The 13,410-nt window shown below is 71.4% G+C and carries 15 protein-coding genes; 10 read left to right on the top strand and 5 right to left on the bottom strand.

What is annotated here, in order from left to right:
- Positions 1-2: 2 nt before the first annotated feature.
- On the top strand, positions 3-1,196 hold the full coding sequence (gene tuf / locus BN159_RS05240) for an elongation factor Tu (protein WP_015655872.1): 1,194 nt from the start codon (positions 3-5) through the stop codon (positions 1,194-1,196).
- 18 nt (positions 1,197-1,214) lie between these two features.
- Here the strand turns inward: tuf and BN159_RS05235 are convergent, their stop codons facing one another.
- Complete coding sequence (locus BN159_RS05235; RefSeq protein WP_015655871.1) at positions 1,215-1,595, bottom strand: anti-sigma factor antagonist; 381 nt, start codon at positions 1,593-1,595, stop codon at positions 1,215-1,217.
- A 161-nt stretch (positions 1,596-1,756) separates the two neighbouring features.
- Positions 1,757-2,194 (bottom strand): MarR family winged helix-turn-helix transcriptional regulator, encoded by a 438-nt coding sequence (locus BN159_RS05230; protein WP_015655870.1) that lies wholly within the window; start codon positions 2,192-2,194, stop codon positions 1,757-1,759.
- A gap of 104 nt (positions 2,195-2,298) precedes the next feature.
- Here BN159_RS05230 and BN159_RS05225 point away from each other — a divergent pair, with 104 nt between their 5' ends.
- Entirely contained in the window at positions 2,299-3,747 is a 1,449-nt protein-coding gene (locus tag BN159_RS05225; protein ID WP_015655869.1) for an aldehyde dehydrogenase family protein, read from the top strand.
- A 25-nt stretch (positions 3,748-3,772) separates the two neighbouring features.
- Positions 3,773-4,879, top strand: coding sequence for an NAD(P)-dependent alcohol dehydrogenase (locus tag BN159_RS05220; protein WP_015655868.1), 1,107 nt, complete (start codon positions 3,773-3,775; stop codon positions 4,877-4,879).
- Positions 4,880-4,885: 6 nt separating this feature from the next.
- Here BN159_RS05220 and BN159_RS05215 read toward each other — a convergent pair whose 3' ends face one another.
- Positions 4,886-5,836: an NADP-dependent oxidoreductase gene (locus BN159_RS05215; RefSeq protein WP_015655867.1), complete on the bottom strand. Its 951-nt coding sequence runs from the start codon at positions 5,834-5,836 to the stop codon at positions 4,886-4,888.
- A 70-nt stretch (positions 5,837-5,906) separates the two neighbouring features.
- Here BN159_RS05215 and BN159_RS05210 point away from each other — a divergent pair, with 70 nt between their 5' ends.
- Together BN159_RS05210 and BN159_RS05205 are read left to right on the top strand one after the other, a co-directional pair.
- Positions 5,907-6,854 (top strand): GlxA family transcriptional regulator, encoded by a 948-nt coding sequence (locus BN159_RS05210; protein WP_015655866.1) that lies wholly within the window; start codon positions 5,907-5,909, stop codon positions 6,852-6,854.
- Between the two features lie 97 nt (positions 6,855-6,951).
- Positions 6,952-7,806 (top strand): hypothetical protein, encoded by an 855-nt coding sequence (locus tag BN159_RS05205; protein ID WP_015655865.1) that lies wholly within the window; start codon positions 6,952-6,954, stop codon positions 7,804-7,806.
- Positions 7,807-7,823: 17 nt separating this feature from the next.
- Here the strand turns inward: BN159_RS05205 and BN159_RS05200 are convergent, their stop codons facing one another.
- Positions 7,824-8,402: a TetR/AcrR family transcriptional regulator gene (locus tag BN159_RS05200; protein ID WP_015655864.1), complete on the bottom strand. Its 579-nt coding sequence runs from the start codon at positions 8,400-8,402 to the stop codon at positions 7,824-7,826.
- Entirely contained in the window at positions 8,399-8,761 is a 363-nt protein-coding gene (locus tag BN159_RS05195) for a DUF1304 domain-containing protein (protein ID WP_015655863.1), read from the bottom strand. Before BN159_RS05195 ends, BN159_RS05200 begins: the two co-directional genes overlap by 4 nt.
- Before the next feature lie 267 nt (positions 8,762-9,028).
- Here BN159_RS05195 and BN159_RS05190 point away from each other — a divergent pair, with 267 nt between their 5' ends.
- From BN159_RS05190 to BN159_RS05170, 5 genes are read left to right on the top strand one after another with little or no spacing between them, the layout of a single operon-like run.
- A complete protein-coding gene (locus BN159_RS05190; protein ID WP_015655862.1) occupies positions 9,029-10,765 on the top strand; it encodes a sensor histidine kinase in 1,737 nt (578 codons plus the stop codon).
- Positions 10,762-11,172, top strand: coding sequence for a roadblock/LC7 domain-containing protein (locus BN159_RS05185; protein ID WP_015655861.1), 411 nt, complete (start codon positions 10,762-10,764; stop codon positions 11,170-11,172). Before BN159_RS05190 ends, BN159_RS05185 begins: the two co-directional genes overlap by 4 nt.
- The gene (locus tag BN159_RS05180; protein ID WP_015655860.1) at positions 11,169-11,540 is read left to right on the top strand and encodes a DUF742 domain-containing protein; all 372 of its coding nucleotides are present in this window, start codon (positions 11,169-11,171) and stop codon (positions 11,538-11,540) included. Before BN159_RS05185 ends, BN159_RS05180 begins: the two co-directional genes overlap by 4 nt.
- Positions 11,521-12,126, top strand: coding sequence for a GTP-binding protein (locus BN159_RS05175; protein ID WP_015655859.1), 606 nt, complete (start codon positions 11,521-11,523; stop codon positions 12,124-12,126). The genes BN159_RS05180 and BN159_RS05175 overlap by 20 nt, the downstream gene beginning before the upstream one ends.
- Positions 12,123-13,370, top strand: coding sequence for a cytochrome P450 (locus tag BN159_RS05170; protein ID WP_015655858.1), 1,248 nt, complete (start codon positions 12,123-12,125; stop codon positions 13,368-13,370). The genes BN159_RS05175 and BN159_RS05170 overlap by 4 nt, the downstream gene beginning before the upstream one ends.
- The last annotated feature ends 40 nt before the right edge of the window (positions 13,371-13,410 follow it).

The raw sequence follows: 13,410 nt of genomic DNA, 5'->3' as shown, positions 1-13,410 counted from the left end.
CAGTGGCGAAGGCGAAGTTCCAACGGACCAAGCCGCACGTGAACATCGGCACCATCGGTCATATCGACCACGGCAAGACCACGCTCACCGCGGCCATCACCAAGGTGCTGCACGACCGCTACCCCGACCTCAACCCCTACACGCCGTTCGACCAGATCGACAAGGCGCCCGAGGAGCGGCAGCGCGGGATCACCATCTCCATCGCCCACGTCGAGTACCAGACGGAACACCGGCACTACGCCCACGTCGACTGCCCCGGCCACGCCGACTACATCAAGAACATGATCACCGGCGCGGCCCAGATGGACGGCGCGATCCTCGTCGTCGCGGCCACCGACGGGCCCATGCCGCAGACCAAGGAACATGTGCTGCTCGCCCGCCAGGTGGGCGTGCCGTACATCGTCGTCGCGCTCAACAAGACCGACATGGTCGACGACGAGGAGATCCTTGAACTGGTCGAGCTGGAGGTGCGCGAGCTGCTCACCGAGTACGAGTTCCCGGGCGACGACGTGCCGGTGGTGAAGGTCTCCGCGCTCAAGGCCCTGGAGGGCGACGAGCAGTGGACGCAGTCGGTGCTGGATCTGCTGGACGCGGTGGACTCGGCGGTGCCGGAACCCCAGCGGGACGTGGACAAGCCGTTCCTGATGCCGATCGAGGACGTCTTCACCATCACCGGCCGGGGCACCGTCGTCACCGGCCGGATCGAGCGCGGCGTCCTGCACGTGCACAGCGAGGTCGAGATCATCGGCATCCACGAGCAGAAGACGAAGACGACCGTCACCGGCGTGGAGATGTTCCGCAAGCTGCTCGACGAGGGCCGGGCCGGGGAGAACGTCGGACTGCTGCTGCGTGGGGTCAAGCGGGAGGACGTGGAGCGCGGGCAGGTCGTCATCAAGCCCGGATCGGTCACCCCGCACAAGGAGTTCGAGGCGCGGGCGTACATCCTGTCCAAGGACGAGGGCGGCCGGCACACGCCGTTCTTCGACAACTACCGCCCCCAGTTCTACTTCCGCACCACCGACGTCACCGGAGTGGTCACCCTGCCCAAGGGCACCGACATGGTCATGCCCGGCGACAACACCACGATGACCGTCCAGCTGATCCAGCCGATCGCGATGGAGGAGGGGCTGAAGTTCGCGATCCGCGAGGGCGGGCGGACGGTCGGCGCCGGGCAGGTCACGAGGATCGTGAAGTAACCCCGGCCAAGGGGCTGTTCACACCGGGCCGGACGTGGCCTCGGGCTGGCCCAGGGCCGCGTCCAGCGTCGGATGCGGGGGCAGCAGCCTCGCCAGACCGGTCACCCGCAGCACGCGCAGGGTGAGCGGATGGGCGCAGACCAGACGGAGCTCTCCGCCCTGGTCCAGGACCCGTGCGCGCACCCGGTGCAGCAGCCGCAGCCCGGAGCAGTCGAAGAACTCCACCGGCCTGAGGTCGATCACGATCCTCGGGTGCGAATGCGCCGTCACCCGGTCCAGCCAGGGGAGGAGTTCGACGGCGGCGGCGATGTCGATCTCGCCGTGGAGCTCCAGGACGGTGTGGCCCCGGTCCTGGTGGACCCGCAAGTGGTGGGTGAGCGGCGGAGATTCCTGCTGCACGACGACATCGCCTCCAACCTGCTCCTTGGGTGCGGGGTTGCCGGTCGCCGCCGGAGCGCAAAACCGTTCCCCGCACTGCAAGTTACCCTCGATGGGCAGAATTTGAGCATGTTCGATTGACATATGTCTTTGAATTGCGCGCCTGAGTACATCAGTTGGCGCTACGACAGTGCCTGCCAGGCCTTCGACAGGGCCTGCCGGAACTGCTCGGCCTGGTGCGCCGTGAGCTCCCGGACCATCCGCTCCTCCAGCTCCCGCACCGGACCCTCGTGCCGGGCCAGGAGCTCGCGCGCCTCGTCGGTCAGCAGGATCAGCAGCTCCCGCCGGTTGCGCGGATTGCGCTCCCGTCGGACCAGTCCGCGGCTCTCCAGCGACCGCAGGAGATCGGCGATGGACTGGGCGGTGACGAAGGAGTCGCGGGCCAGCTGGGCCGCCGAGAGTCCGTCGTGCCGCCCCAGGACGGTCAGCGCCGTGTACTGGAGTGCGGTGATCCCCGAGGGCTTGACCAGCTCGTCCAGGCGTGAGCGCACCACGAGCTCCACCTGCTTGACCATGTAGAGCAGCGAGGGGAGTGCCTTGGCGGGGTGGGTCGCGGTCATGGCGCCGAGCCTAGGGCATTGACAGGAATCTTGTCTTTCATGAGACTGCCGACAAACAGGAATCCTGTTTGTTGAAGTCTTGGCAATAAAGCTGAGGAGGGGCGATGACCGCCTTCGAGATCGAACCCGGGCGGCTGTTCATCGACGGACAGTGGCGCGAGGCCGCCGACGGAGCGCGCGCCGAGGTGATCGACCCCTCCCGGGGCACGGCCGTCACCACCGTCGCGCAGGCCGGGCCCGCCGACGTGGACGCCGCCGTCCGCGCCGCCCGCCGGGCGCACGGCGCCTGGTCCGTCCTCAGCGGCCGGGAACGTGGCCGGATCCTGCTCCGGGTCGCCGAACTGATCCGGCGCGACGCCGAGGAACTCGCCGCACTGGAGAGCCTGGACGTCGGCAAGCCGATCACCCTCTGCCGCGCCGTCGACGTCACCAACGCCGCCAACGACTACGAGCACTACGCCGCCCTCGCCCACTCCCTGCACGGCGCGAACCGCGACACGCCCCTCAACGCCCTCGCCTACACCCGGCGCGAGCCGCTCGGCGTGGTCGCCGCGATCACCCCCTTCAACTTCCCGCTGATCCTTGCCGGTTCGAAGATCGCCCCCGCCCTCGCGGCCGGGAACACGGTCGTGCACAAGCCCGCCGACGAGACCCCGCTCAGCGCCCTGCGCATGGCCCGGCTGCTCGCGGAGGCGGGCGTCCCGGACGGCGTGGTCAACGTCGTCACCGGCACCGGCCCGGTGGCCGGAGAGGCGCTGCTGCGCCACCCCGGCGTCGACAAGATCGCGTTCACCGGTTCCACGGCCATCGGCCGGCACGCCGCGAGCGTCGCCGGACAGGCCCTCAAGCCCGTCACCATGGAACTCGGCGGCAACGCCGCCCATGTGGTCTTCGAGGACGCCGACCTGGACAAGGCGGTCGCCGCCGTCATCAAGGGATTCGTCTTCAACACCGGCCAGTTCTGCATGGGCGGCCCCCGACTGCTGGTCGCCCGACCGCTCTACGAGACCCTGCTGGCCGTCCTCGCCGAAGCGGTGCCCGGCGTGCCGGTCGGCGACCCGCGCCGGCCCGAGACCGTCGTCGGCCCGATGGCGGGGGAGAGGCACCTGCGCAAGGTCGAGGAGTACGTCGACCTGGCCCGCAAGGAGGGCGGACGCGTCGTCTGCGGCGGTCAGCGGCTCGACCTGGACGGCGGCTACTACTACCCGCCCACCGTGATCGCCGACCTGCCCAACGACTCCCGGGTCGTCCAGGAGGAGATCTTCGGCCCCGTCCTCACGGTGCAGCCCTTCGACACCGAGGACGAGGCGGTCGCGCTCGCCAACTCCACGCCGTACGGCCTGGCTTCGGGCGTGCAGACCGGCAGCCTCGCGCGCGCCCACCGGGTCGCCGAGCGGCTGCGGGCGGGCATCGTCTGGATCAACGACTGGGCCATGCTCGACCCCGCCGTGCCCTTCGGCGGGACCAAGGACTCCGGGTTCGGCCGGGAGTACGGCCCCGAGGCGCTCGCCGCCTACACCAAGGTCAAGTCCGTCGTCGTCTCGCTCGACTGAGCGCCCCTGCCAAGGAGTTCCCCCGATGCCCACTCCCACCCGCGCCGCCGTCGTCGAGTCCGGCGGGGCGCCCTTCGCCCTGGATGACATCGTCCTGGCCGACCCGGGACCGCACGAGGCCGTCGTCCGGATGGTCGCGGCCGGCCTGTGCCACACCGACCTGTCCGTGGCGGGCGGCGGACTGCCCTTCCCGCTGCCCGGAGTCCTCGGCCACGAGGGCGCCGGAATAGTCGAGGCCGTAGGCTCGGCCGTCACGGGCGTCGCGCCCGGCGACCACGTCGTACTGTCCTTCACCTCCTGCGGCCAGTGCCGGGACTGCCGCGCGGGCCACCCGGCGTACTGCGCGACCTGGCTCCCGCTGAACCTCATCGGCGGCCGCCGCGCCGACGGCACCGGCACCCTCAGCCGGGACGGCGCAACCCTCGGCGGACACTTCTTCGGCCAGTCCTCCTTCGCCGAGCGGGCGTTGGCCGACGAGCGCAGCCTCGTCAAGGTCGACCCCGAGGTGCCACTGGAGTCCCTCGCCCCGCTGGGCTGCGGAGTGCTGACCGGAGTCGGCGCCGTGTGGAACGTCCTGAGACCGACGACCGGCGCCACCCTCGTCGTCCTCGGCGCGGGAGCCGTCGGACTCTCCGCCGTCATGGCCGCCGCGCTCACCCCGGCCGACACCGTCATCGCCGTCGACCGGGTCCCCGAACGCCTCGCACTGGCAAAGGAGTTGGGTGCCACCCACACGGTCAACCCGGCCGAGGAGGACCTCTTGCAGGCCCTGCGCGACCGCACCGGGGGCCGGGGCGTCGACGGCGTGGTCGAGACGACGGGCAACGTCGGGGTGCTGCGCCAGGGCGTCGACGCGCTTGCCGCACGCGGCACCCTCGTCGTCGTAGGGGCCCCGCCGTTCGGGACCGAAGTCGCCCTGGACGTCAATGGTTTGCTGGGCGGCAAGCGCGTCGTCGGCCTCACCCTGGGCGACGCCGAGACGCAGACCGCCATACCCGCCCTGGTCCGGTTGGTGAAGCAGGGGCGGCTGCCGCTGCACCGCCTGATCACCCACTATCCGTTCGCGGACATCGATCAGGCGGTGCGGGACATGGGCGCGGGCAAGGCCGTCAAGCCCGTGCTGGTGTTCTGAGCCGAGTCACTCGCCCAGCAGCACCAGCTTCCCGGTGTTCCGGCCGAGGTCGCCGATCCGGTGCGCCTCGGCGGCCTCGGCCAGCGGGAAGGTCCCGGCGATCGTGGCGCGCAGCGCGCCCTTGTCGACCAGGTCGGCGATGGCCTTCATCCCGGAGTGCGAGGCGTCCACCAGCATCCGCACCGCCCGCACCCCGAGCCGCTCGGCCTCCTCGTACAGCTCGTTCGAGCCCACCGGCAGGATCGACACCAGCAGCCCGCCCCGCCGCAGCACCCGCAGCGAGCGCAGGCTGTAGTCGTCGCCGATCGTGTCCAGCACGACATCGACGTCCCGCACGGCCTCGGCGAAGTCGGTCGACCGGTAGTCGATCAGCTCGTCCGCGCCCAGCTTCCGCAGGAAGTCGTGCTTGCCCTCGCTCGCCGTGCCGATGACATGGGCGCCGCGCGCCTTGGCGATCTGCACCGCCACATGCCCGACCCCGCCGGCCGCCGCGTGGATCAGCACCCGCTGCCCCGGCTGGAGGTCGGCCGTCTCGACCAGCGCCTGCCACGCGGTCAGCGAGACCAGCGGCAGCGCACCCGCCTGGGTGTGGTCGATCACGGCGGGCTTCAGGGCGAAGGCGCGCGCCGGGCCGGTGACGTACTCGGCGTGCGAGCCATGGCCGAACGGGTACGGCAGCATGCCGAACACCTCGTCGCCGGGCTGGAACCGGGCGACGCCGATGCCGACCGCCTCCACCACGCCGGAGACGTCCCAGCCGAGGACGAACGGCGGCTTGCCGAGAAAACCGCCGAGGGTCCGGTGCTTCCAGTCGGTCGGGTTCACCCCGGCCGCCCGCACCCGGACCAGGATCTCGTTGGGGCGCGGCGACGGCCGCTCCAGCTCCACTACCTTCAGGACCTCGGGGCCGCCGAGGACGTCCTGGCTGATGGCTCGCATCGTGTTCACAGTGCTCATGGTTGACAGCCTGCCCGCGGACCACACCTCGGAAAATGGCACGATTGCCAAGCTTCGATAGGATCGTGCCATGCACAAGGAACGCGTGGCCGTCCTGGCGCTCGACGGCGTCTACCCCTTCGAGCTGGGCATGCCCGCCCGCATTCTCGGCGGCTCCGGCCGCTACGAGGTGCAGACCTGCACCGTCGACGGACGCCCGGTACGCACCAACGCCGACTTCACCGTCGGCGTCGAGCACGGCGCCGAGCTGCTGGCCACCGCCGACACCGTGGTCATCGCGGCGATCGACCCCCTGCGCATCACCCGGCAACTCCCGGACGAGGTCACCGCGGCCCTCGCCCTGATCCGCCCGGACGCCCGCATCGTCTCCATCTGCACCGGCGCCTTCGTCCTCGCCGCCGCCGGACTCCTCGACGGACACAAGGCCACCACCCACTGGCAACTGGCCGAGTACTTCCGGCACGCCTACCCGCACATCGACCTCGACCCCGATGTGCTCTTCGTGGAGGACGGCCGCATCCTCACCTCCGCCGGCGCCGCCTCCGGCATCGACGTCTGCCTGCACCTCGTCCGCAAGGACCACGGCAGCGAACTGGCCAACTTCGTCGCCCGCAGCTGCGTCGTCCCGCCCTTCCGGGAGGGCGGCCAGGCCCAGTACATCCAGCAGCCCGTTCCGCAGCCGGGCGCGACCAGCACCGCCGCCACCCGCGCCTGGGCCCTGGAACGCCTCGGCGAACCGCTGACCCTGGGTGATCTGGCCACCCACGCCCGGATGAGCCTGCGCACCTTCGCCCGCCGCTTCAACGACGAGGTGGGCCTCAGCCCCGGCCGCTGGCTCATCCAGCAGCGCGTCGACCGGGCCCGCCATCTGCTGGAGGCCAGCGACCTCTCGGTGGACCACATCGCGGGCGAGGTCGGCTTCGCCACCGGCGCCTCCCTGCGCCAGCACCTGCACGCGGCGATCGGCGTCTCGCCGCAGGCCTACCGGCGCACCTTCCAGGAAGCCCGCCGCGCCTGAGAGCTCGCCTCGCAAGCGCGGCTCCGAATGCTCCGAACGTTCCCGGCCGTCACCGCGTCACAGGAGCGGAGGACCGAGCGGCGGACAAGGGGTGGCGATGCGCGCGAAGCTGATGGCGGTGGCGTTCGTGGTGGCCGTGACCGCGGTGGGCTGCGGTGACGACGGGGAGGGCGTGGTCGTCGAGGGCACGGGCCCGGCCACGCCCTACAGCGGGCCCCTGAAGGTGCCGGTGAAGGACCTCGACGAGGACAGCCCACGGGCCACCCGGATCGAGTCCGGCGCCGCGGGCCGCGCCCTGGAGTGCGACGGGGAGATCTACTCGGGCGGCGGCAGCGGGACGTGGAGCAAGGGCGACGGCGGCTCCACTCCGGCGGAGGGCCTCGAGGCGTACTTCGACATCGAACAGCCCGACGTGCCGCGCACCGGCTACCGCGAGGAGCGCCGGGAGGGCGACCGGGTGCTGTACTCCTTCGACGTGGACGGCCGGACCAAGGTTGCGGTGATCGTCGCCAAGGACGGCAAGGACCGCCCCGGCTGGGGACCGGAGACCAGCGCCTCCTGCGACCCGGCCGAACTCCCCGAGAGCTTCACCGACACCCAGTGGTACGAGATCTGGACCGACCGGGACGGGCGGCGGGTGCCGATCACGAAGCTGAACAGCAGCGTCGGCCCCGAGCACTGCGACTGGCAGAAGGCCCACTTCCTGTCGACGGGCCAGGGCAAGGACGCCAGGCTCTACGCCCGTGATCCGGCCGAAGTGCTCCCGCAGGGCGCGCTCAGCTCCCCCTACGACGGCGACGTCCGCCTGCCCAAGGACGCCCGGGACACCGGATACCACTACAAGGACCAGGAGTTGTGGCTGACCGACGACGACCCGACCAAGGCGTACATCCGCACCCCGGACGGTGTGGAGGCCTGGCCGGAGGTGAATGACGGTTTCGGCTGCGCCTAGTTCACAGGCTTCCCGGTTCACCGGCTCCGGTGCAGGGCGACCAGCAGCTGCCAGGACTGGTGGGCGATCTCCTCCGAGGTCGCCTCGATCTGGCCGTGCAGCCAGTCGGCCAGCACTCCGGCGAAGGTGGCGGCGACGGCGGACGCGACGAGGGGGGCGTCCGCCGCGCCGGCCAGCTGCCGCTCCCGCAGGCTGTACGCCCTGAGGTCGCGGTGCAGGACCCGGCCGAGCGGGCCGCCGCCGCCCGGGGCGAGCAGCGTCCGGTACAGCGCGGAGTGCGGGGCGAGCGAGCCGAAGAACGCCACCAGCGCGGGCGGCGCGTGCACCGGATCGGGGCGGCCCCGCCAGGCGTGCAGCGCCTCCACGGCCTCGCGCACCACATCCGCGCAGGCATCGACGGCCAGCGCCTCCAGGCCGTCGTAGTGCAGATAGAAGGTGGCCCGGCCGACCTCGGCCCGGCGCACCACCGCGGCCACCGAGACCCGGGCCAGCGGCCGCTCGGCGCATTCGTCGAGCAGGGCCTGGCGCAGCCGCTCCCGGGTGCGCGCGGCCCGTGGGTCCTCCGGAGCCGTACCGCTCGGTGCCGGCCCGCTCACCCGGCGACCAGGACGGCGGCCAGGGCGAGCGCGCCGGGCAGTGCCTGCGCCAGCAGGATCCGCAGGTTCGCGGTGACCGCGCCGAACACGCCCGCGACCACCACACAGACCAGGAAGAAGACCTGGACGCGATAGCCCGTCGGGTCGGCCGCGATCAGCCCCCAGATCAGACCGGCCGCAAGAAAGCCGTTGTACAGGCCCTGGTTCGCGGCCATCGGTGCGGTGGTCCGGGCCAGTTGTGGATCGAAGCCGTGGAGTGAACGCCCGGGCTTCTTCTGCCACAGGAACATCTCCATCACCAGGATGTAGCAGTGCAGCGCTGCCACCAGTCCCACCAGCACGTTCGCGACCGTCTCCACGGATCTCCCTCTCCTTCGTTCCTGGACAGGTGTCCACTATACCTGGACACCTGTCCAGGTTCGATTCCGACCGATTCCTGGCGGAGAGTGACGGAACCCTCACCTCCATAGACCGGGCGTGGTTGATCCTTTGGCCCTCGGACCCGATAAGCTCCCTTACGGCGCTGCGAGTTGGCCCGGTCACCACCGGTGCCCTCGTGGTGCGTACTCATGAGTGCGGTCCCTTGCACACCCCCCTGTTCGATCGCTTTGGTTCGAAGGATGCAGATGGAACTCGCCACTCCGCCCCCGGCGGCGCGGCCCCCCGTCGCTTGGTACAGCTGGTGGCTGATGCCGCTGGCCTTAGGAGGCGGGACGGTAGCCGCGACATTCATGAGCTCCGAGCGAATATCCGTCGCCGTAGCCGGTGCCGCCGCCACCGCGGCCGGCACCGTGTGTGTGCGGCTCCTGCTGCGCACCCGGACGCAACTCGGTCGCGCCGAGGCCGGGTTCCGCGCCGAGCAGACCACGCACACGCAGCAGTGGCAGCAGCATGTGGCGGGCCTGGAGCGGAAGTTCGCGGCCGAGCGGGTCTCCCAGGAGGGCGAGCGCGCCGCCGTGGAGGGCCGCCTCGCCGAGCAGGCCGGCAGCTACGAGGCACAACTCGCCGAGCAGACGCGGGCGTTCGAGGAGCGGCTGACCGCGCAGGCCCAGTCCTACGAGGCGCAGCTCGCCGACCAGGCGGACGTCTTCAAGGACCAGCTGACCCACCAGCACGACGCCGTGGCCCGGCTCGCCGGAGAGCAACTGCCCGAGGCGCTGGAACGGCTGCGCGCCGGCGAGGCCGTCGACGACCTGCTGCCTTCCGTCGACCGGAACGCCAAGGTCGGCACCGAGCTCCAGGCCGAACTGCGCAAGGTGCTCAGGACCTCCCTGATCGGCTTGGAGACCGAGTTCAACCGCTCGACCTCCGCCGAACAGGCCGTGATCAGCATCGGCAACCGCATCCACGTCCTGACCAGCAAGCTCCGTGGCCGGCTGCACGAGATGCAGGGCGAGCACGGACGGCTGCCGTCCGTGGCGCGCGGCCTGATGGAGCTGGACCAGGCGATCGGCCCCGCCGACTGTCTCGCCGCCAGCGTCGGCGTGCTCGGCGGCTCGGACCGGCCCGGCCGCCAGTGGCAGGAGCCGCAGCGGCTGCTCAGCGTGGTCCGCGGCGGCATCGGCCGGATCAAGGACTTCCACCGTGTCGAGGTCCGTCATCTGCCCGAACTGGGCGTCGACGGCGGCCTGGTGGACCACCTCACGCTGATCTTCGCCCACCTCCTGGACAACGCGGCCCGCTACTCGCCGCCCACCGAGCCGGTGGTCGTCTCCGGCAAGGAGGTGCCCAACGGCGTCGGCATCGAGATCCAGGACTCGGGCAAGGGCCTGAGCGAGGAGAAGAAGCGCGAGGCCGAGCACGCGCTGGCCGGTACCGCGCCCGGCGCCGGACTCGGTGGCGTCTCGGAGGACGCCAGCATCGGTCTGCGCGTCGTCGGCTCGCTGGCCCGCCGCTACGGCATCCGCGTCACCTACGCGGACTCGCCGTGGCTCGGTACCTCGGTGGTCGTGGTGGTCCCGCACAAGTACTTCAGCCCGCTGCCCGCGTCCGCCGCGGCCACCGCTCCGGCCGCCCCGGCGGCGGGGACCGCGACCGCGACGGAGCCCGCGACCCTCACCGCCGTCGCCACCGCGCCGGCCGAGACGCTCGTGGCCGGCGACGGCGAGACCACGCCCGGCGGACTGCCCCGGCGCCGCAGCAAGCGAAGCGAGGCGGCCCGCCACGAGCCGGCCGAACGCACCGAACGCAGCGAGGGGACCGCGGTCGCGGCCGTCCCGCCGGACGCGTCCTTCGCCGGTCTGGCCGCCTTCGCCACGGCGGGCCGGGAGCCCGGCGAGGGTGAGGGCGCCGCCGGCGACGACGCCACCGCCGGACGCGAGTCCACCGAGCACCACACCGAAGAGAGCGACAAGTCCGTATGACGCAGCAGGGAACCGACGTGAGCTGGGCGCTCCGCGATCTGGTGGAGTCCATCCCGGAGATCCGCTTCGCCCTGGTGGCCTCCAGCGACGGCAAGGCCATCACCTCTTACGGCGCCGAAGACCCCGACGACGTGGACCGCTTCGCCGCCGTGGTGGCCGGTCTCCAGGCGCTGGCCCAGCCGGTCGCCGAGCAGTTCCCCAAGTACGCGGGGCAGTTGCGGCTGGCGATGATCGAGGTCGACGGCGGTCACCTGTTCGTCGTGCGGGCGGGGGTGGAGACGTATCTCGGCGTCCTCGCCCGCGAGGGTCTCGATCAGGGGCTGCTCGGACATCAGATGAGGGATCTGGCGCGGAGAATGGGCGAACTGCTCGGCACCACTCCGCGCCTGGAGGAGCACTCTGGATGAGTGCTCCCCGTCGGCCCACGGACCCGTCCGGTCTCGAGCGCTACTACGTCCTGACCAAGGGGCGCAGCGGACCGGGCGGTTCGGCGTCCAGCCTTGACGTGGCGACCCTCATCGTCTCCCGCGCGGCCCCCGTACCGGGCATGCAGCACGAGCACGAGGACATCCTCCGGCGCTGCCGCGATCCGCTGTCGGTGGCCGAACTCGGCGCCCACCTCGGATTGCCCTTCAACATTCTCGCGGTGCTGCTTGCGGATCTGCTCGAGGCAGGCCGCGTCGAAGCCCGTGACCCCATCCCGGTGCACGGCGCCGGCCGCGGGCCCGACCTCGCGCTCCTTGAGGAGGTACTCAGTGGACTTGAAAGGCTTTGACCACCCCGGCGGGCCGGAGGCCGGTGGCACCCGCTCGGTGAAGGTGATGATCGCCGGCGGGTTCGGCACCGGGAAGACCACCATGGTCCGCTCGGTGAGCGACATCAAGCCGCTCACCACGGAGGAGACCCTCACCCAGGCGAGCGCCGACGTCGACCATCTCATCGGGGTCGCGGACAAGACGGAGACCACCGTCAGTCTCGACTTCGGCAAGATCAGCATCAACGACAGCCTGATGCTGTACCTGTTCGGCACCCCGGGCCAGGAACGCTTCTGGTTCCTGTGGAACGGCCTGTTCAAGGGCGCGCTCGGCGCGGTCGTGCTGGTGGACACCCGCCGGCTCGCCTCCAGCTTCCGGGCGATCGAGGAGATGGAGCGGCAGGAGGTGCCCTTCGTCATCGCCCTGAACGTCTTCCCCGACTCCAAGGAACACCCCGTCGAGGAGATACGGGACGCCCTGGACATCCCCCCACACATCCCGATCGTGGCCTGCGACGCCCGCGACCGGGCATCCAGCCGTGACGTGCTCATCGCCCTGATCCGTCACTTGCAGGAACGCTCCGCCGTCGCACTGGAGCCCCGATGACCGACCAGAAACCCGACCGTCCCGACGCGCCCCGCGGCTGCCCGGTCGCGCACGGTTCCGCAGAGCTGGCCCGGCTCTACGGACCCGAGGCGGCCACCGACCCGCGCGGCATCTACGAGCGGCTGCGCAAGGAGCACGGCTCCGTCGCACCGGTGCTGCTGGAGGGCGACATCCCCGCCTGGCTCGTCCTGGGCTACCGGGACAGCCGCCGCGTGCTCGACAACCCCCGCCAGTTCGCCCGCGACGGGCGGATCTGGCGGGACTGGCGGGAGGGCCGGGTCGCGCCCAACTCCCCGCTGGTGCCGATGCTCGCCTGGCGCCCCGACTGCGTGTCCCAGGACGGCGAGGCCCACCGCCGGCTGCGCGGCGCCGTCAGCGACGGGCTCCAGTCCGCCGCCGACCGCGGCATCCGGCGCCACGCCACGCACTTCGCCAACAAGCAGATCGACGCGTTCGCGGACTCGGGCCGCGCCGATCTGGTGGCGGACTACGCCGATTTACTGCCGATGCTCGTCACGGCCCGCATCCTGGGGCTCGCCGAAGCGGAGGGGCGCCGCCTGGTCGAGTCCTGCGCCCAGGTGATGAAGGGCGGCGAGGACGCCGTCAGGCACGACGGCGTGATCCGGGAGATCTTCGGTGAACTCGCCGAGCGCAGGCGGACCGAACCCGCCTCCGACCTCGCCACCGGCCTGCTGGAGCATCACGCGGCGCTCGACCACGACGAGGTCGTCGCCCACCTGCGCGCGGTGCTGATCGCCGCGCACGTCACGACCAACCTGCTGGCCCGGGTGCTGGAGCTGGTCCTGACCGACGCCAACCGGCTCTCCGGGCTGATCAGCGGTCAGCTGAACATCTCGGCGGTGGTGGAGGAGGCCATGTGGAACTCCCCGCCGCTGGCCGTTCTGCCGGGGCGCTTCGCCGCCAGCGACGTCGAACTGGGCGGGCACCGCATCGAGGAGGGCGACCTGCTCGTCCTCGGTCTCGCCCCGGGCAACGTGGACCCCGAGGTCCGGCCCGACCCGGATGTCTCGGTGCAGGGCAACCAGTCGCACCTGGCGTTCGGCGCGGGCCCGCACGAGTGCCCCGGGCAGAGCATCGGGATGTCCATCATCGAGGTCGCGGTGGACGTCCTGCTGCACCGGCTGCCGGGCCTGCGCCTGGCCGTGCCGCCGGAGGAGCTCAACTCGACCGCGTCCACCTGGATGTCCCTGCTGGACACCCTGCCGGTCGAGTTCGAGGTATAGGCCCGAGGTACAGGCCCACGAAGAAGCCGCTGCCCGGCCG

Origin of the sequence: Streptomyces davaonensis JCM 4913 (assembly GCF_000349325.1) — a bacterium.
Lineage (GTDB): Bacteria > Actinomycetota > Actinomycetes > Streptomycetales > Streptomycetaceae > Streptomyces > Streptomyces davaonensis.
Note: the sequence above shows the minus strand (reverse complement) of the source record. Positions and strands in the feature narration are given on the sequence as shown.